The sequence below is a fragment of the Citrobacter sp. Ca225 genome, from assembly GCF_030337175.1.
GTDB lineage: Bacteria > Pseudomonadota > Gammaproteobacteria > Enterobacterales > Enterobacteriaceae > Citrobacter_A > Citrobacter_A amalonaticus.
On the sequence record NZ_JAOWCD010000076.1, the window covers coordinates 19,387 to 35,908 of the forward strand.

At 55.3% G+C, this 16,522-nt stretch carries 14 protein-coding genes, 1 other RNA gene and 1 pseudogene; 11 read left to right on the forward strand and 5 right to left on the reverse strand.

Features of this window, described 5'->3' with window-relative positions; all coding sequences use genetic code 11:
• Positions 1–7: 7 nt before the first annotated feature.
• Together nadR and OGW13_RS12245 are read left to right on the forward strand one after the other, a co-directional pair.
• Positions 8–1,240 (forward strand): multifunctional transcriptional regulator/nicotinamide-nucleotide adenylyltransferase/ribosylnicotinamide kinase NadR, encoded by a 1,233-nt coding sequence (nadR, locus tag OGW13_RS12240; protein WP_042999347.1) that lies wholly within the window; start codon positions 8–10, stop codon positions 1,238–1,240.
• A 21-nt stretch (positions 1,241–1,261) separates the two neighbouring features.
• Positions 1,262–2,161, forward strand: a complete 900-nt coding sequence (locus OGW13_RS12245; RefSeq protein ID WP_042999348.1) for a LysR family transcriptional regulator — start codon at positions 1,262–1,264, stop codon at positions 2,159–2,161.
• A 7-nt stretch (positions 2,162–2,168) separates the two neighbouring features.
• Here the strand turns inward: OGW13_RS12245 and argP are convergent, their stop codons facing one another.
• A complete protein-coding gene (argP, locus tag OGW13_RS12250) occupies positions 2,169–3,062 on the reverse strand; it encodes a DNA-binding transcriptional regulator ArgP (protein ID WP_042322080.1) in 894 nt (297 codons plus the stop codon).
• Positions 3,063–3,221: 159 nt separating this feature from the next.
• On the opposite strand from argP, the gene rpiA reads away from it, so the two are divergent.
• Positions 3,222–3,881, forward strand: coding sequence for a ribose-5-phosphate isomerase RpiA (gene rpiA / locus OGW13_RS12255; protein WP_042322083.1), 660 nt, complete (start codon positions 3,222–3,224; stop codon positions 3,879–3,881).
• 267 nt (positions 3,882–4,148) lie between these two features.
• A complete protein-coding gene (serA, locus tag OGW13_RS12260; protein ID WP_042999349.1) occupies positions 4,149–5,381 on the forward strand; it encodes a phosphoglycerate dehydrogenase in 1,233 nt (410 codons plus the stop codon).
• Between the two features lie 394 nt (positions 5,382–5,775).
• Here serA and OGW13_RS12265 read toward each other — a convergent pair whose 3' ends face one another.
• The 3 genes from OGW13_RS12265 to zapA all read right to left on the reverse strand — a co-directional run bounded on the left by OGW13_RS12265 (position 5,776) and on the right by zapA (position 6,948).
• Positions 5,776–6,372 carry a 5-formyltetrahydrofolate cyclo-ligase gene (locus OGW13_RS12265; RefSeq protein WP_044253985.1) on the reverse strand — a complete coding sequence of 199 codons (597 nt, stop codon included), beginning with the start codon at positions 6,370–6,372 and terminating at the stop codon, positions 5,776–5,778.
• A 20-nt stretch (positions 6,373–6,392) separates the two neighbouring features.
• Positions 6,393–6,576: non-coding RNA, 6S RNA (gene ssrS, locus OGW13_RS12270), on the reverse strand.
• 42 nt (positions 6,577–6,618) lie between these two features.
• Entirely contained in the window at positions 6,619–6,948 is a 330-nt protein-coding gene (gene zapA / locus OGW13_RS12275; RefSeq protein ID WP_042999351.1) for a cell division protein ZapA, read from the reverse strand.
• A gap of 166 nt (positions 6,949–7,114) precedes the next feature.
• Between zapA and ygfB the strand changes: the two genes are divergently transcribed.
• The 4 genes from ygfB (at position 7,115) to ubiI (ending at position 11,504) form a co-directional block, all read left to right on the forward strand.
• Positions 7,115–7,693, forward strand: coding sequence for a UPF0149 family protein YgfB (ygfB, locus tag OGW13_RS12280; protein WP_287116169.1), 579 nt, complete (start codon positions 7,115–7,117; stop codon positions 7,691–7,693).
• Between the two features lie 28 nt (positions 7,694–7,721).
• The gene (gene pepP, locus OGW13_RS12285; RefSeq protein ID WP_287116170.1) at positions 7,722–9,038 is read left to right on the forward strand and encodes a Xaa-Pro aminopeptidase; all 1,317 of its coding nucleotides are present in this window, start codon (positions 7,722–7,724) and stop codon (positions 9,036–9,038) included.
• On the forward strand, positions 9,035–10,213 hold the full coding sequence (gene ubiH, locus OGW13_RS12290) for a 2-octaprenyl-6-methoxyphenyl hydroxylase (protein WP_090048378.1): 1,179 nt from the start codon (positions 9,035–9,037) through the stop codon (positions 10,211–10,213). The genes pepP and ubiH overlap by 4 nt, the downstream gene beginning before the upstream one ends.
• 88 nt (positions 10,214–10,301) lie before the next feature.
• Complete coding sequence (gene ubiI, locus OGW13_RS12295; RefSeq protein WP_287116171.1) at positions 10,302–11,504, forward strand: FAD-dependent 2-octaprenylphenol hydroxylase; 1,203 nt, start codon at positions 10,302–10,304, stop codon at positions 11,502–11,504.
• Between the two features lie 73 nt (positions 11,505–11,577).
• On the opposite strand, the pseudogene OGW13_RS25870 reads toward ubiI, so the two are convergent.
• Positions 11,578–11,637, reverse strand: a pseudogene (locus OGW13_RS25870) (hypothetical protein); the annotation flags it as partial.
• A 317-nt stretch (positions 11,638–11,954) separates the two neighbouring features.
• Here OGW13_RS25870 and gcvT point away from each other — a divergent pair.
• The 3 genes from gcvT (at position 11,955) to gcvP (ending at position 16,469) form a co-directional block, all read left to right on the forward strand.
• Complete coding sequence (gcvT, locus tag OGW13_RS12300) at positions 11,955–13,049, forward strand: glycine cleavage system aminomethyltransferase GcvT (RefSeq protein ID WP_044264424.1); 1,095 nt, start codon at positions 11,955–11,957, stop codon at positions 13,047–13,049.
• A 25-nt stretch (positions 13,050–13,074) separates the two neighbouring features.
• Complete coding sequence (gcvH, locus tag OGW13_RS12305) at positions 13,075–13,464, forward strand: glycine cleavage system protein GcvH (RefSeq protein ID WP_042999357.1); 390 nt, start codon at positions 13,075–13,077, stop codon at positions 13,462–13,464.
• Between the two features lie 131 nt (positions 13,465–13,595).
• Positions 13,596–16,469 carry an aminomethyl-transferring glycine dehydrogenase gene (gcvP, locus tag OGW13_RS12310; RefSeq protein WP_061069607.1) on the forward strand — a complete coding sequence of 958 codons (2,874 nt, stop codon included), beginning with the start codon at positions 13,596–13,598 and terminating at the stop codon, positions 16,467–16,469.
• Positions 16,470–16,522 lie beyond the last annotated feature (53 nt).

Genomic DNA, 16,522 nt, shown 5'->3' on the forward strand with positions numbered 1-16,522 from the left:
GTTACCCATGTCGTCATTTGATTATCTGAAAACCGCGATCAAGCAAAAGGGCTGTACCCTGCAACAAGTGGCGGATGCCAGTGGAATGACCAAGGGCTATCTCAGCCAACTTCTCAATGCCAAGATCAAAAGCCCCAGCGCGCAAAAGCTGGAGGCGTTGCACCGTTTTCTGGGGCTGGAGTTTCCCCGGCAGCAGAAAAATATCGGTGTGGTGTTCGGCAAATTTTATCCGCTGCACACCGGTCATATCTATCTGATTCAGCGCGCCTGTAGCCAGGTGGACGAGTTGCATATCATCATGGGCTATGACGATACGCGCGACCGCGCGCTGTTTGAAGACAGCGCCATGTCCCAGCAACCGACCGTGCCGGATCGTCTGCGCTGGCTGTTACAAACGTTCAAATATCAGAAAAATATCCGCATTCATGCCTTCAACGAAGAGGGGATGGAGCCGTATCCGCACGGCTGGGACGTCTGGAGTAAGGGCATCAAAGCGTTTATGGCGGAGAAGGGGATTGCGCCAAACTGGATCTATACCTCAGAGGAAGCCGATGCCCCGCAGTACCTGGAACATCTGGGTATCGAAACGGTGCTTATCGACCCGAAACGGACCTTTATGAGCATCAGCGGCGCGCAAATCCGTGAAAACCCCTTCCGCTACTGGGAATATATTCCTACCGAAGTGAAGCCGTTCTTCGTGCGTACCGTGGCGGTGCTGGGCGGAGAATCGAGTGGGAAATCGACGCTGGTCAATAAGCTGGCGAATATCTTCAATACCACCAGTGCGTGGGAGTATGGCCGGGATTATGTCTTCTCTCACCTCGGGGGGGATGAGATGGCGCTACAATATTCTGACTACGATAAAATCGCGCTGGGCCACGCGCAGTACATTGATTTTGCAGTGAAGTACGCCAATAAAGTGGCGTTTGTCGACACTGACTTCGTCACGACTCAGGCCTTCTGCAAAAAGTACGAAGGGCGAGAACATCCGTTTGTGCAGGCGTTGATCGATGAATACCGCTTTGACCTGGTGATCTTGCTGGAAAATAACACGCCGTGGGTGGCGGACGGTCTGCGCAGCCTCGGTAGTTCAGTGGATCGCAAAGAATTTCAGACGCTGCTGGTGGAGATGTTGCGCGAAAACAATATCGACTTCGTGCATGTCGAAGAGGCGGATTACGATGGCCGTTTCCTGCGTTGCGTCGAGCTGGTCAAAGAGATGATGGGTGAGCAGGGGTGATCCTCGCCAGGGGGGAACGCGATGTTTAAGCACTTGCAGGATATGGCGCTGTTTGCCCTGGTCGCCGAACACGGCAGTTTTACCGTCGCCGCGCAAAAGGCGGGGCTGCCGAAGTCGAGCGTCAGTCAGCGTATCAGCCAGCTTGAGCAGCACGTTGGCATTCGCCTGATCAACCGTACCACCCGCAAACTGAACCTGACCTACGCCGGTGAACACTATCTGGTGCACTGCCGGGAAATACTCGCTGCCAGCGAACGCGCCGATTATGCGGTTCAGCGCCTGCGCGACAACCCCAGCGGACGATTGCGCATCACGTCGCCGGCGGGCATTGGCGCGACACTGCTCGCGCGCCTGAACACGCAGTTCCAGCAACGCTACCCCGATGTTTATCTTGAGGTCAGTATCTCCGATGAACTGCTGGATTTGGTGGACAGCGGTTTTGACGTCGCGTTGCGCACTGGTAAGCCGCAGGATTCCTCGCTGATCGGACGTATGATTGGCCATTGTCCGCGCTATTTGCTGGCCTCGCCCGATTATCTGTCACGTTATGCGCCGTTGAACCATCCCCGTCAACTGGTCGAACACCATTGCATCGCGCACAAAGCCTGGGCTGAGTGGTTATTTCATCGCGGTGATGAAGACTATCAGTACATGCCTGAGCGGGTGCATCTGACGGATAATTTGGTCTATGCCCGCGAAAGCGCCATCGCAGGGGCGGGGATCACGCTGCTGCCGGCGTTTATGCTGGAAGATAAAATCGAAAAGGGCGCTCTGATACCGGTACTGGCGCCATGGACAGTGGCGGGAAACGATCTTTGGCTGGTTTATCCCAGCCGTAAGCTGAACTCTCCCGCGCTGATGAGCTACATCGAATTTGCCATGCAGTTCGATGAGCTCAGACACTTCTACACCGCAGAATGAGACCGGCTCAGTCCTGACGCAGCACCTTGTGACCGTAGGCCAGCAGCGCGTCGGTGACGTTGCGCATCATGCGGCTTTCAGGCGCAAACCGATGCCAGTAGAGCATCCGGCGCTGAAACAGGCCTGGCGTGAGATCGATCAGTTCACCGCTTTGCAGCTCTTTTTCAATCTGCAGGTGCGGGATCATACAGCAGGTGGTGCCCTGACGCGCCAGTTGCACAAAGGCTTCCGAAGAGTTGACGATGTGGCATGGAACGCTGCCCGGCGGCAGATCAAAGTTCTGTTGCAGGAAGGCCTGGTGCATATCGTCCAGATGGTCAAACGCCACCGCAGGCGCTTTCAGCAGCGCGGAGCGGGTGACACCGTTCGGGAAGTAGCGTTCAGCAAACGCTTTGGAACCCACAAACAGATAGTCGAGCGCGCCGAGTTTATCCACCAGACAACTGGGCAGCGCCTGATGCTGAATACTCACCGCGCCTACCACTTCGCCGCGACGCAGACGTTCCTGGGTGCGGGTTTCATCTTCCACCTGCAGGTTAAGACGAATAGGGGAGTCAGCCAGTACCGGCGCCAGAGCCGGTAACAGCCAGGTCGCCAGACTGTCGGCGTTAACCGCCAGCGACAGCAGCAACGGCGTGGAGCCGGTCTGCTCATCGCCCAGCCATTCCTCTTCCAGCAGTTCGACCTGACGAAGCAGCGCCAACAGTTTTTGCCCCTGCTCGGTCGGACGCGGCGGAACGGTGCGGACCAGCAGCGGTTGTCCGAACATATTCTCAAGCTGCTTGATGCGTTGCGAAACGGCAGATTGGGTGATGCACAGCTTTTGCGCCGCGCGCTCAAACCCGCGTTCACGTATAACGGCATCCAGTGCTTGTAGTGTTCTGTAGTCCGGACGTTTCATTGATCTGACACACTCCTGAAATTTTTGCTTGTTCTGCACTATGACATAAATTTGCATTGGGTAAAGACGAAATCCGCAGCCTGCGAGCGGGTCGGGAAGATTTTTCCGCGCAATGGTCTATAATGCGCGTGAATTTTTCTCCACAAAAGCGAGACAATCATGACGCAGGATGAACTGAAAAAAGCAGTAGGATGGGCGGCACTTCAGTATGTACAGCCCGGCACCATTGTAGGGGTAGGTACCGGTTCAACAGCCGCGCACTTTATTGACGCGCTGGGCACCATGAAAGGTCAGATTGAAGGCGCGGTTTCCAGCTCGGATGCCTCAACCGAAAAACTCAAAAGCCTCGGCATCCCTGTGTTTGATCTCAACGAAGTGGACAGCCTTGGCGTTTACGTTGATGGCGCGGACGAAATTAACGGTCACATGCAGATGATTAAAGGCGGCGGCGCGGCGCTGACCCGTGAAAAAATCATTGCCTCCGTGGCGAAGAAATTTATCTGTATCGCCGACGCGTCCAAGGAAGTGGATATTCTGGGTAACTTCCCGCTGCCGGTTGAGGTTATCCCAATGGCGCGCAGCGCAGTGGCCCGCCAGTTAGTCAAACTGGGCGGTCGTCCGGAATACCGTCAGGGCGTGGTGACTGACAACGGTAACGTGATCCTTGATGTGCACGGCATGGAGATCCTCGATCCGGTGGCGATGGAAAATGCCATTAACGCTATTCCCGGCGTGGTGACTGTCGGCCTGTTTGCTAACCGTGGCGCGGATGTGGCGTTAATCGGGACCGCTGACGGCGTCAAAACCATCGTGAAATGATCTGACCAGGGGAGCGCTTCCCCGGTTAAAATTTTTTTGCAGGGCAAATTTGGTGACATGTATCACGTTTTGAATCTTGCCCTGCTGATTTCTCCAAAGAAAAACTTATCCCCAGCATTTTCCTCTGGCATTTGCCACTGAATGAACGTTCCTCAACAGAGCGACGCAAACGTTCATATTGCCGCAATAATTATTTTTGATATGTTGAAAGGCGGATGCAAATCCACACACACAATATCAGATTGCATAAAAAGACAGGGTCGGGAAATGGCAAAGGTATCGCTGGAGAAAGACAAGATTAAATTTCTGCTGGTTGAAGGCGTGCATCAAAAGGCGCTGGATAGCCTTCGGGCGGCAGGTTATACCAACATCGAATTTCACAAAGGGGCACTGGATGCTGAAGAGCTGAAAGAGTCCATCCGTGATGCCCACTTCATTGGCCTGCGATCCCGTACCCATCTGACAGAAGAGGTGATTAACGCGGCGGAAAAACTGGTCGCTATCGGTTGCTTCTGTATCGGCACCAACCAGGTAGACCTGAAGGCGGCAGCAAAGCGCGGTATTCCGGTGTTTAACGCGCCGTTCTCTAACACCCGTTCCGTGGCGGAGTTGGTGATTGGTGAGCTGCTACTGCTGCTGCGCGGCGTACCGGAAGCAAACGCCAAAGCGCACCGCGGCGTGTGGAATAAACTGGCTGCCGGTTCGTTTGAAGCGCGTGGTAAAAGACTCGGCATTATTGGCTACGGCCACATCGGGACTCAGTTGGGTATTCTGGCGGAATCCCTGGGGATGCACGTTTACTTCTACGACATTGAAAACAAGCTGCCGCTGGGTAATGCCACTCAGGTTCAGCATCTGTCTGAACTGCTCAACATGAGCGACGTGGTCAGCCTGCACGTGCCGGAAAACGCCTCAACGAAGAACATGATGGGCGCGAAAGAGATCGCGCTGATGAAGCCTGGCTCGCTGCTGATCAACGCCGCACGTGGCACCGTGGTAGATATTCCCGCGCTGTGCGATGCGCTGGCGACCAAACACCTGGCAGGGGCAGCAATCGACGTGTTCCCGACCGAGCCGGCAACCAACAGCGATCCGTTCACTTCACCGCTTTGCGACTTTGATAACGTGATTCTGACGCCGCATATCGGAGGTTCCACTCAGGAAGCGCAAGAAAACATTGGTCTGGAAGTGGCAGGTAAACTGGCGAAGTATTCTGATAACGGCTCTACGCTTTCTGCGGTTAACTTCCCGGAAGTGTCGCTGCCGCTCCACGGCGGGCGTCGTCTGATGCACATCCATGAAAACCGTCCTGGCGTGCTGACTTCCCTGAACCAGATTTTTGCCGAGCAGGGCGTCAACATTGCCGCGCAGTATCTGCAAACGTCGGCGCAAATGGGTTATGTCGTTATCGACATTGAAGCGGATGAAGCAGTCGCCGAGAAAGCGCTGTTGGCGATGAAGGCCATTCCGGGCACTATTCGCGCGCGCCTGTTGTACTGATCCTTACCGATGCGGGCAGGCGCTGAGTCTGCCCGTCATTTCTTCCTTTCTCCTTTCGTTTTCCCGACATCGCCATCCTTTTTGTAACGTATACATCTTGTTTTCGAGCCTTGCCGCAATTGATGATTAAAGGCTTCGCTACGCGTTGTACATCAACAAAAGGAATTTACGATAGAGGCGCAGCACGACGCTGAAACGGGAAAGCCCCTACCGAAGCAGGGGCTCTAAAAAGGAAAGGGACGATGATGAGTTATGTCATCATGCTGCTTATCCTGTTAATCATCGCCTGGCCAGCATATTAACAGCGAAAACGCAGGAGGGAGGTTCGCCTCCCTCACCCTTACCGAGGAAATTTAGGTCAAAAAAACGGCGGTGTCAATCAGCAAAGAAGCGCTTACCACTCCCACACTTTTGACGGCGTTACGACGGCCGGTAAGGGGACATCCCACTCTTCTGCCGGCAATTTCTCCACACGCTGACAGTCGTGGGCATACCCTACGGGCGTCAGACCATGCTGTTGCCAGTTTTGCAAGGTGCGATCGTAGAATCCGCCACCCATCCCTAAACGCTGACCGTACTCATCAAACGCCACCAGTGGCGTGACCAGCACGTCCAGTTGCGAAAGCGGCAGAACATCACGAACGTCGAGTTTAGGTTCCTGAATCTTCAGCCGATTAGTGATCAGTTCACTGTGCGGGTGATAGTGCAGAAACAGCAAATTACCGGGGCTGAAAGGGTGCAGGACCGGGAGATAGACGCGTTTTCCCGCGTGCCAGAGTTGTTCGATTAGGGGCTGAGTATCGAGTTCGCCATCAAATGACAAAAACACGGCGACCGTGTGCGCCATCACTACGGGAGGGTATGCAAGCATGCGTGTTGCGGCCTGCTGACCGAAGGTGATTTGCTGCGAAAGTGTGAGCGCACGACGACGTTGCCTAATCATCTGGCGAATGGTTTGTCGTGATAAAGGGAGTTCAGAAAGTAATGTCATGGCTGTCGCCAGGTAGAAGGAGAATCTCCGAGATGCCGCCGCAGGCTGTAACCCTTGAACCCTTGGTTCAAGGTGAATGCGTCGTCACAGTTTTAAGGCTTCTCGGACGGACCGAGCATGCTCACCAACCATGGATCGCCACATTCTTGTGGTATGAAATATCGGCTCAGGGGACTGGCCCGCTTGCAAACATCTCAGAGAAATTTTTGTCTTCACGGTCACTCTACCATAGTAAACCGAAAAGTGTTATTCAAAGTTTTGGTTCGTTTTTTCGGTTATGCGACCCTGATCAAGCAGTGCCTGTTCAATGGTCTGTTGGAGCATCCGAATACGTTGTTCCATGCTCGCCGCGTAGTCGCGGGTCTTCGCTTTTTCCTGAGCCAGTTCGTAGCTAATATTCAGTGCAGCAATGAATACCAGTTGCTCAGTATTTGTGACTCTAGTGCGAACTTTCAGATCTTGCAACCGCTGATTCAGATCGTCCGCAGCCTGATTCAACGCATCCCTTTGTTCAGGCGGGCAATTCACTCGCAGTGAACGGCCAAATATTTGGATATCGACGGGTTGTGCAGACATGCCACCTTCCTGCTGATTGACTGTGCTGCCTTCGTCTCCAGACCCTGGGTCCGCGAAGGGGCGACACTATAGCTACCCTGGTGTGAAGATACAAGCCCTATTCTGGTTCACCAGGGTCCAAAGTGGTAGCATACCATGAATATCCTCCCTTTGATGACGAATGCTTATGTCTATACAGAACGAAATGCCTGGTTACAGTGAAATGAACCAGTATTTGAACCAACAAGGGGCCGGACTGACCCCTGCGGAAATGCACGGTTTGATCAGCGGGATGATTTGCGGTGGTAATAACGACAGCTCCTGGCAGCCGCTGCTTCACGACCTGACGAACGAAGGGCTGGCCTTCGGTCATGAACTGGCTCAGGCGCTGCGTAAAATGCACTCCGCGACCAGCGACGCGCTGGAAGATGATGGTTTCCTTTTTCAGCTTTATCTGCCTGAAGGCGATGACGTGAGCGTTTTCGATCGTGCAGACGCACTGGCGGGATGGGTTAATCACTTCCTGCTTGGCCTCGGCGTCACGCAGCCGAAGCTCGATAAAGTGACCGGCGAAACGGGCGAAGCCATCGACGATTTGCGCAATATCGCGCAGCTCGGCTATGACGAAGATGAAGATCAAGAAGAGCTGGAGATGTCGCTCGAAGAGATCATCGAGTATGTGCGTGTCGCGGCGCTGCTGTGCCACGATACCTTCACTCGTCAGCAGCCGACCGCACCGGAAGTGCGTAAACCGACCCTACACTAAAAAGTAAAACGATAATGGAGGCCACGTCATGACACCGCAGGAATACCAACGTCGTCGCCAGGCACTGCTTGCGCAAATGCAGCCAGGCAGCGCCGCGCTGATTTTTGCCGCGCTGGAAGTCACGCGCAGCGCGGACAGTGAATACCCGTATCGCCAGAGCAGCGATTTCTGGTATTTCACCGGTTTTAACGAACCGGAAGCCGTTCTGGTACTGATTAAAAGCGACGATACCCATAACCACAGCGTGTTGTTCAACCGCGTTCGCGATCTGACTGCAGAAATCTGGTTTGGTCGACGTCTGGGACAAGATGCCGCGCCGGAAAAACTGGCGGTGGATCGCGCGCTGGCCTTCAGCGAAATTAATCAACAGCTTTTTCAACTGCTTAATGGTCTGGACGTGGTGTATCACGCGCAGGGCGAATATGCGTATGCGGATGAGATTGTCTTCACCGCGCTGGAAAAACTGCGCAAAGGCTCGCGCCAGAACCTGAAAGCGCCGTCGACCCTGATCGACTGGCGGCCGATGGTGCATGAAATGCGCCTGTTTAAGTCGCCTGAAGAGATTGCGGTGATGCGTCGCGCCGGAGAAATTACGGCACTCGCGCATACCCGGGCGATGGAGAAATGCCGTCCGGGGATGTTTGAGTATCACCTGGAAGGCGAAATTCACCACGAATTTACTCGCCACGGCGCACGCTATCCGTCCTACAACACCATTGTGGGCAGCGGTGAAAATGGCTGCATTCTGCATTACACCGAAAATGAAAGTGAACTGCGCGACGGCGATTTGGTGCTGATTGATGCAGGTTGTGAATACCAGGGCTATGCCGGGGATATCACCCGAACGTTCCCGGTGAATGGCAAATTTACCCCGGCGCAACGTGAAATCTACGACATCGTCCTGGAATCACTGGAAACCAGCCTGCGTCTGTACCGTCCGGGCACCTCGATTCAGGAAGTCACCGGCGAAGTCGTGCGCATTATGATTACCGGGCTGGTGAAGCTGGGTATTTTGCAGGGCGAAGTGGAGCAACTGATCGCCGATAATGCGCATCGTCCGTTCTTTATGCACGGTCTGAGCCACTGGCTGGGGCTGGATGTCCATGATGTCGGCGAATATGAGCAGGATCGTTCCCGCATCCTGAAGCCAGGAATGGTGATTACCGTTGAACCAGGGCTGTATATTGCGCCTGATGCCGATGTCCCGGAAGCGTATCGGGGGATCGGGATCCGTATTGAGGATGACATTCTGATCACCGAAAACGGCAACGAAAATCTGACCGCTGGCGTCGTCAAAAAGGCGGATGAGATTGAAGCGTTAATGGCGGCGGCGAAAAAGGCATGAGCGTGATCATTGTTGGCGGTGGCATGGTGGGCGCGACGCTGGCGCTGGCGATTTCCCGGTTGAGTCAGGGGATGCTGCCGGTTCATCTGATTGAAGCGACTGCCCCCGAAGCGGACAGTCATCCCGGGTTTGATGCCCGGGCGATTGCGCTCGCGGCGGGGACCTGCCAACAACTGGCACGCATTGGCGTCTGGCAGGCAATTGCCGACTGCGCCACCGCGATCAATACCGTCCACGTCAGCGATCGGGGTCATGCCGGTTTTGTGACGCTCGACGCTGAGGACTATCGCATTCCGGCGCTGGGTCAGGTGGTTGAGCTGCATGACGTGGGGTTACGCCTGTTTGCTCTGCTGCGAAAAGCGCCTGGCGTCACGTTGCACTGCCCGGATCGGGTTGCCAGCGTGTCGCGTACCGAAGACCAGGTGAATGTCACGCTGGAGACGGGCGAAACGATCGTCGGACGCGTTCTGGTGGCAGCGGATGGTACCCGTTCAGCGCTGGCCACCGCCTGCGGCGTTGACTGGCAACAGGAACCCTATGAGCAGTTGGCGGTGATCGCTAACGTCTCAACCGCCGTTGCACATAATGGCCGCGCGTTTGAACGGTTTACGGCGCATGGACCATTGGCGATGCTGCCGATGTCTGAAGGGCGCAGTTCGCTGGTGTGGTGCCATCCGCTGGAACACCGTGAGAAGATTCTGAGCTGGTCAGATGAACGTTTCTGTCGCGAACTCCAGACGGCATTTGGCTGGCGGTTGGGGAAAATCACGCACGCAGGCAAACGGAGCGCGTATCCGCTGTCGCTCACCACGGCGGCGAAGGCATTCACGCACCGTACCGTGCTGGTGGGTAACGCCGCGCAGACGCTGCATCCGATTGCAGGGCAGGGGTTCAACCTCGGACTGCGCGATGTCATGAGCCTCGCCGAAACGCTGACTGAAGCGCAGGCAACGGGCAGGGACGTCGGTGATTACGCCGTGCTCTCGCACTATCAACAGCGTCGTCAGGGGGATCGCCAGGCTACGGTCGGCGTGACGGACAGTCTGGTCCATCTGTTTGCCAACCGCTGGGCGCCGCTGGTTGTTGGGCGCAACATGGGACTGATGACCATGGAATTATGCCCTCCCGCCCGCAATGCGTTTGCGCAGCGGACGTTAGGCTGGGTGGCGCGGTAAACATCTCCAGACCGGATAAGCGAAGCGCCATCCGGTATTTATACGAACATGACGCCCGATGGCGGTTTCCGATTTCCAGGAGTAAACAGTGCAAAGTGTTGATGTAGCAATCGTGGGTGGAGGCATGGTTGGCCTGGCTGTCGCGTGCGGGTTACAGGGCAGCGGTTTACGTGTCGCTGTGCTCGAACAGCGCGAACCGCAGCCGTTGGCAATGGATGCCGATCCTGCGCTTCGCGTGTCGGCAATCAATGCCGCCAGTGAAAAACTGCTTACCCGTCTGGGCGTCTGGTCAGACATTGTGGCTCGTCGCGCCAGTTGTTATCACGGGATGGAAGTGTGGGATAAGGACAGCTTTGGCCGCATTGAATTTGATGACCAAAGCATGGGCTACAGCCATCTGGGCCATATCGTAGAGAACGCCGTGATCCATTACGCGCTGTGGCAAAAAGCGCAGCAATCCTCCGATATCATGCTGATGGCGCCTGCCGAATTGCAGCAGGTGGCGTGGGGGGAAAACGAAGCCTTCCTGACGCTGAAAGATGGCGCAATGCTCACCGCGCGTCTGGTGATTGGCGCCGATGGGGCGAATTCGTGGCTACGCAATAAGGCAGACATCCCGCTGACCTTCTGGGATTACCGCCATCATGCGCTGGTCGCGACTATTCGCACCGAAGAAGCGCACGGTGCTGTTGCCCGTCAGGCGTTTCACGGTGAAGGCATTCTGGCGTTTTTGCCGCTCAGCGATCCGCATTTGTGCTCCATCGTCTGGTCGCTTGTGCCGGAAGCGGCTGAACGGATGCAGCAGCTTAGCGATGAGCAATTTAATCAGGCGCTGAACATCGCCTTTGATAATCGTCTGGGGCTGTGTCAGGTGGAAAGCGACCGCCAGGTGTTTCCGCTGACAGGACGCTATGCGCGCCAGTTTGCCGCGCATCGTCTGGCGCTGGTGGGCGACGCTGCGCATACTATCCATCCGCTGGCCGGACAGGGCGTAAACCTCGGTTTTATGGATGCAGCAGAACTGGTGGATGAACTCAAACGTCTGCATCGTCAGGGTAAAGACATCGGTCAGTACCTTTATTTGCGTCGCTATGAGCGTAGCCGTAAGCACAGCGCCGCGATGATGCTCGCGGGCATGCAGGGATTCCGCGAGCTGTTTGCGGGGACGAATCCGGCGAAAAAACTGCTGCGTGATATAGGGCTGAAACTGGCTGATACGCTCCCTGGCGTTAAACCGCAACTTCTCCGTCAGGCAATGGGATTAAACGATCTGCCTGAGTGGCTTCGCTAAGCATTCCCTCTTTTTAAAGAATTTGAAACCCGTCACATTTCCTTCTCCCGGCGTCTTCGCCGGGAGGTTTCCCTCATTTGAAATAAACTAATTTCACTCTTCTTTTCGCATTATATTTTCTAATGTCATGATTTTATCGCAACGCCAGTTTTGACATTTTTTTAGAGTTTAATGTTGATATGTGCGGCTGATATGGATGAGTGCTTATCATTTATCTGTATTAATGGCCTTTTCAATGGTTTTTTATGCTGATGGTGTTTTGGCGGTTTTTGGTCATAAGCTAATGTGATGGTTAATTTTGTTTTATGGTTTAGCGTGGATTTCGGTGGTAAGTTCAGGGGCAAAGAGAACGTTTGCGTCGGAGTCCAGGAGTGACGTCGATGCCGGGTTTCGTGGCGACAATTTTCGCTGCGAAAGGGTGGTCAGCCCCGCTTATTCAATGAGGACAAGATGGCTCAACAGACGCCTTTGTACGAACAACACACGCTATGCGGCGCGCGCATGGTCGATTTCCACGGCTGGATGATGCCGCTGCATTATGGTTCTCAGCTCGATGAACACCATGCGGTTCGCACCGATGCCGGAATGTTTGATGTGTCGCACATGACCATCGTCGATCTACGCGGCAGTCGCACTCGGGAGTTCTTGCGTTATCTGCTGGCGAACGATGTGGCAAAGCTCACGAAAACCGGCAAGGCGCTTTATTCCGGTATGCTTAACGCCTCGGGCGGCGTGATAGATGACCTGATTGTCTATTACTTTACCGAAGACTTCTTCCGCCTCGTTGTTAACTCCGCCACTCGCGAAAAAGACCTCTCCTGGATTACCCAACACGCTGAACCTTATGCCATCGACATTACCGTGCGTGATGACCTGTCGCTGATCGCGGTGCAGGGGCCTAACGCGCAGGCGAAGGCGGCATCTCTGTTTACTGATGAGCAGCGCAAAGCCGTTGAAGGCATGAAACCGTTCTTCGGCGTGCAGGCCGGCGACCTGTTTATCGCCACGACCGGTTATACCGGTGAAGTGGGCTATGAGATTGCGATGCCGAATGAAAAGGCGGCGGATTTCTGGCGTGCGCTGGTGGAAGCGGGGGTGAAACCGTGTGGTCTGGGCGCGCGCGATACGCTGCGTCTGGAAGCGGGTATGAACCTGTATGGCCAGGAGATGGATGAGGGGATCACTCCACTGGCGGCTAATATGGGCTGGACTGTTGCCTGGGAACCCGCCGATCGCGACTTTATCGGTCGTGAAGCACTGGAAGCGCAGCGTGAAAAAGGCCACGAACAGTTGGTTGGCCTGGTCATGACCGAAAAAGGTGTGCTGCGTAACGAACTGCCGGTACGTTTCACCGATGCCCAGGGCAATCAGCAGGAAGGCGTTATCACGAGCGGTACCTTCTCACCGACGCTGGGCTACAGCATCGCGCTGGCGCGCGTCCCTGAGGGAATTGGCGAAACGGCCATTGTGCAGATTCGCAACCGCGAAATGCCGGTAAAAGTCACTAAACCTGTTTTTGTGCGTAACGGCAAAGCCGTCGCGTGATTCATCCTTTTCTGGAGATTGATTGATGAGCAACGTACCAGCAGAACTGAAATACAGTAAAGAACACGAATGGCTGCGCAAAGAAGCTGACGGCTCTTACACCGTTGGCATTACCGAACACGCTCAGGAACTGTTGGGCGACATGGTTTTTGTTGACCTGCCGGAAGTCGGCACGACCGTGAGTGCGGGTGATGACTGCGCGGTTGCCGAATCGGTCAAAGCCGCTTCTGATATCTATGCGCCGATCGGCGGTGAGATCGTGGCCGTTAACGATGCCCTGAGCGACTCCCCGGAACTGGTGAACAGCGAGCCGTACGCCGATGGCTGGATCTTCAAAATCAAAGCCAGTGATGAGAGCGAACTGGACTCGCTGCTGGATGCCACTGCGTACGAAGCATTGTTAGAAGACGAGTAAATCTGCCTTTGCCGGATGGCGCTGCGCTTATCCGGCCTGGAAGGCATGCGTAGGCCCGGTAAGCGTTAGCGCCACCGGGCTCGCAGACAGAGACAATCACGATTCACTGCACGTTTCAGGAACCATCGCCCATGACACAGACGTTAAGCCAGCTTGAAAACAGCGGCGCTTTCATTGAACGCCACATCGGACCGGACGCCACGCAACAGCAAGAGATGCTGAATGCCGTTGGTGCCGGGTCGTTAAACGCGCTGATCGGCCAGATTGTGCCGAAAGACATTCAGCTCGCAACACCGCCGCAGGTGGGCGAGGCGGCGACCGAATACGCCGCGCTGGCAGAATTAAAGGCCATCGCCGGACGTAACAAGCGCTTCACGTCATACATCGGCATGGGTTATACCGCCGTGCAACTGCCACCGGTTATCCTGCGTAACATGCTGGAAAACCCGGGCTGGTACACCGCCTATACGCCTTATCAGCCGGAAGTGTCTCAGGGCCGCCTGGAAGCACTGCTGAACTTCCAACAGGTGACACTGGATCTGACCGGTCTGGACATGGCTTCCGCTTCGCTGCTCGATGAAGCCACTGCGGCTGCAGAAGCGATGGCAATGGCGAAGCGCGTCAGCAAACTGAAAAACGCGAACCGTTTCTTTGTTGCCGCAGATGTGCATCCACAAACGCTGGATGTTGTTCGTACGCGTGCGGAAACTTTTGGTTTTGACGTGATTGTGGATGATGCGGCGAAAGTACTGGATCACCAGGATGTGTTCGGCGTGCTGTTACAGCAGGTGGGTACCACCGGTGAAGTCCACGACTACAGCACGCTGATTAGCGAACTGAAATCACGCAAAGTGATCGTCAGCGTTGCTGCCGATTTTATGGCGCTGGTGCTGCTGACCGCGCCGGGCAAACAGGGCGCGGACATTGTTTTCGGCTCTGCGCAACGCTTTGGCGTACCGATGGGCTATGGCGGTCCACACGCGGCATTTTTTGCAGCAAAAGATGAATTCAAACGCTCCATGCCGGGTCGTATTATCGGCGTATCGAAAGATGCGGCGGGCAATACCGCGCTGCGTATGGCGATGCAGACGCGTGAGCAGCATATTCGCCGCGAGAAAGCGAACTCCAACATTTGTACCTCACAGGTACTGCTGGCAAACATCGCCAGCCTGTATGCCGTGTATCATGGCCCGGTTGGCCTGAAACGCATTGCGAATCGTATCCACCGTCTGACCGATATCCTGGCCGTGGGCATGCAACAAAAAGGGCTGAAACTGCGTCATGCCCACTATTTTGACACACTGTGCGTGGAAGTGGCGGACAAAGCCGCAGTGCTGGCGCGTGCGCAAGCGGCAGAAATCAACCTGCGCAGTGATATCCATAACGCAGTCGGCATTACGCTTGATGAAACCACCACCCGTGAAAATGTCTTGCAGTTGTTTACGGTTCTGCTGGGTGACGGCCACGGTCTGAACATCGACACCCTGGACAAAGAGGTGGCGCACGACAGTCGTTCAATTCAGGAAAGTATGCTGCGTGATGACGCCATCCTGAGCCACCCGGTATTCAATCGCTATCACAGTGAAACTGAGATGATGCGCTACATGCACTCGCTGGAGCGCAAAGATCTGGCGCTGAATCAGGCGATGATCCCGCTGGGTTCCTGCACCATGAAGCTGAATGCGGCAGCGGAAATGATCCCGATTACCTGGCCGGAATTTGCCGAACTGCATCCTTTCTGCCCGCCAGAACAGGCGGAAGGCTACCATCAGATGATTGGTCAGCTTTCTGACTGGCTGGTCAAACTGACCGGTTACGACGCCGTCTGTATGCAGCCGAACTCTGGTGCACAAGGGGAATACGCCGGTCTGCTGGCGATCCGCCATTATCACGAAAGCCGCAATGAAGGGCATCGCGATATCTGCCTGATTCCGGCCTCTGCGCACGGGACTAACCCGGCTTCCGCACAGATGGCGGGGATGCAGGTAGTGGTCGTGGCCTGTGATAAGAACGGGAATATCGATCTTGGCGATCTGCGTGAAAAAGCCGCTCAGGCGGGCGAAAATCTCTCTTGCATCATGGTGACCTATCCGTCTACCCACGGCGTTTACGAAGAGACGATCCGCGAAGTGTGCGAGATCGTGCATCAATTCGGTGGTCAGGTTTATCTCGACGGCGCAAATATGAATGCTCAGGTGGGTATCACCTCGCCGGGATTTATCGGCGCTGACGTTTCGCACCTGAACCTGCACAAAACCTTCTGCATTCCGCACGGCGGCGGTGGCCCAGGCATGGGACCGATTGGCGTGAAATCGCACCTTGCGCCGTTTGTACCAGGCCACAGTGTGGTGCAGATTGAAGGGATGCTGACCCGTCAGGGCGCGGTGTCTGCCGCACCGTTCGGCAGCGCATCAATTCTGCCAATCAGTTGGATGTACATCCGCATGATGGGCGCTGAAGGACTGAAGCAGGCAAGTCAGGTGGCAATTCTGAATGCCAACTACATTGCCAGCCGTCTGAAAGACGCATTCCCGGTTCTGTATACCGGCCGCGATGGTCGCGTGGCGCACGAGTGTATTCTCGACATCCGTCCGCTGAAAGAAGCGACCGGTATCAGTGAACTGGATATTGCCAAACGCCTGATCGACTACGGCTTCCATGCGCCGACCATGTCGTTCCCGGTCGCGGGTACGCTGATGGTTGAGCCAACGGAATCAGAAAGCAAAGTGGAACTGGATCGCTTTATCAACGCGATGCTGGCGATTCGTGCGGAAATCGATCGCGTGCAGAGCGGCGAATGGACGCTGGAAGATAACCCACTGGTTAACGCGCCGCATACCCAAAACGAGCTGGTAGCAGAGTGGAATCACGGTTACAGCCGTGAAGTGGCGGTCTTCCCGGCGGGTGTAGCGAACAAGTACTGGCCAACCGTGAAGCGTCTTGATGACGTTTATGGCGACCGTAACCTGTTCTGCTCCTGCGTGCCGATGAGCGAATACCAGTAATTTTGCCACGGTAGTAAATCATTTGTAGGCCGGGTAAGGCGAAGCCGCCACCC

Excerpts from the sequence above, each read along its gene's own strand:
- argP (WP_042322080.1), bottom strand. The coding sequence starts at position 3,062 with ATGAAACGTCCGGACTACAGAACACTACAAGCACTGGATGCCGTTATA.
- ubiH (WP_090048378.1), top strand. The coding sequence starts at position 9,035 with ATGAGCGTGATCATTGTTGGCGGTGGCATGGTGGGCGCGACGCTGGCG.
- zapA (WP_042999351.1), bottom strand. The coding sequence starts at position 6,948 with ATGTCTGCACAACCCGTCGATATCCAAATATTTGGCCGTTCACTGCGA.
- OGW13_RS12245 (WP_042999348.1), top strand. The coding sequence starts at position 1,262 with ATGTTTAAGCACTTGCAGGATATGGCGCTGTTTGCCCTGGTCGCCGAA.
- rpiA (WP_042322083.1), top strand. The coding sequence starts at position 3,222 with ATGACGCAGGATGAACTGAAAAAAGCAGTAGGATGGGCGGCACTTCAG.
- gcvH (WP_042999357.1), top strand. The coding sequence starts at position 13,075 with ATGAGCAACGTACCAGCAGAACTGAAATACAGTAAAGAACACGAATGG.
- OGW13_RS12265 (WP_044253985.1), bottom strand. The coding sequence starts at position 6,372 with ATGACATTACTTTCTGAACTCCCTTTATCACGACAAACCATTCGCCAG.
- gcvT (WP_044264424.1), top strand. The coding sequence starts at position 11,955 with ATGGCTCAACAGACGCCTTTGTACGAACAACACACGCTATGCGGCGCG.
- gcvP (WP_061069607.1), top strand. The coding sequence starts at position 13,596 with ATGACACAGACGTTAAGCCAGCTTGAAAACAGCGGCGCTTTCATTGAA.
- ygfB (WP_287116169.1), top strand. The coding sequence starts at position 7,115 with ATGTCTATACAGAACGAAATGCCTGGTTACAGTGAAATGAACCAGTAT.
- serA (WP_042999349.1), top strand. The coding sequence starts at position 4,149 with ATGGCAAAGGTATCGCTGGAGAAAGACAAGATTAAATTTCTGCTGGTT.
- pepP (WP_287116170.1), top strand. The coding sequence starts at position 7,722 with ATGACACCGCAGGAATACCAACGTCGTCGCCAGGCACTGCTTGCGCAA.
- nadR (WP_042999347.1), top strand. The coding sequence starts at position 8 with ATGTCGTCATTTGATTATCTGAAAACCGCGATCAAGCAAAAGGGCTGT.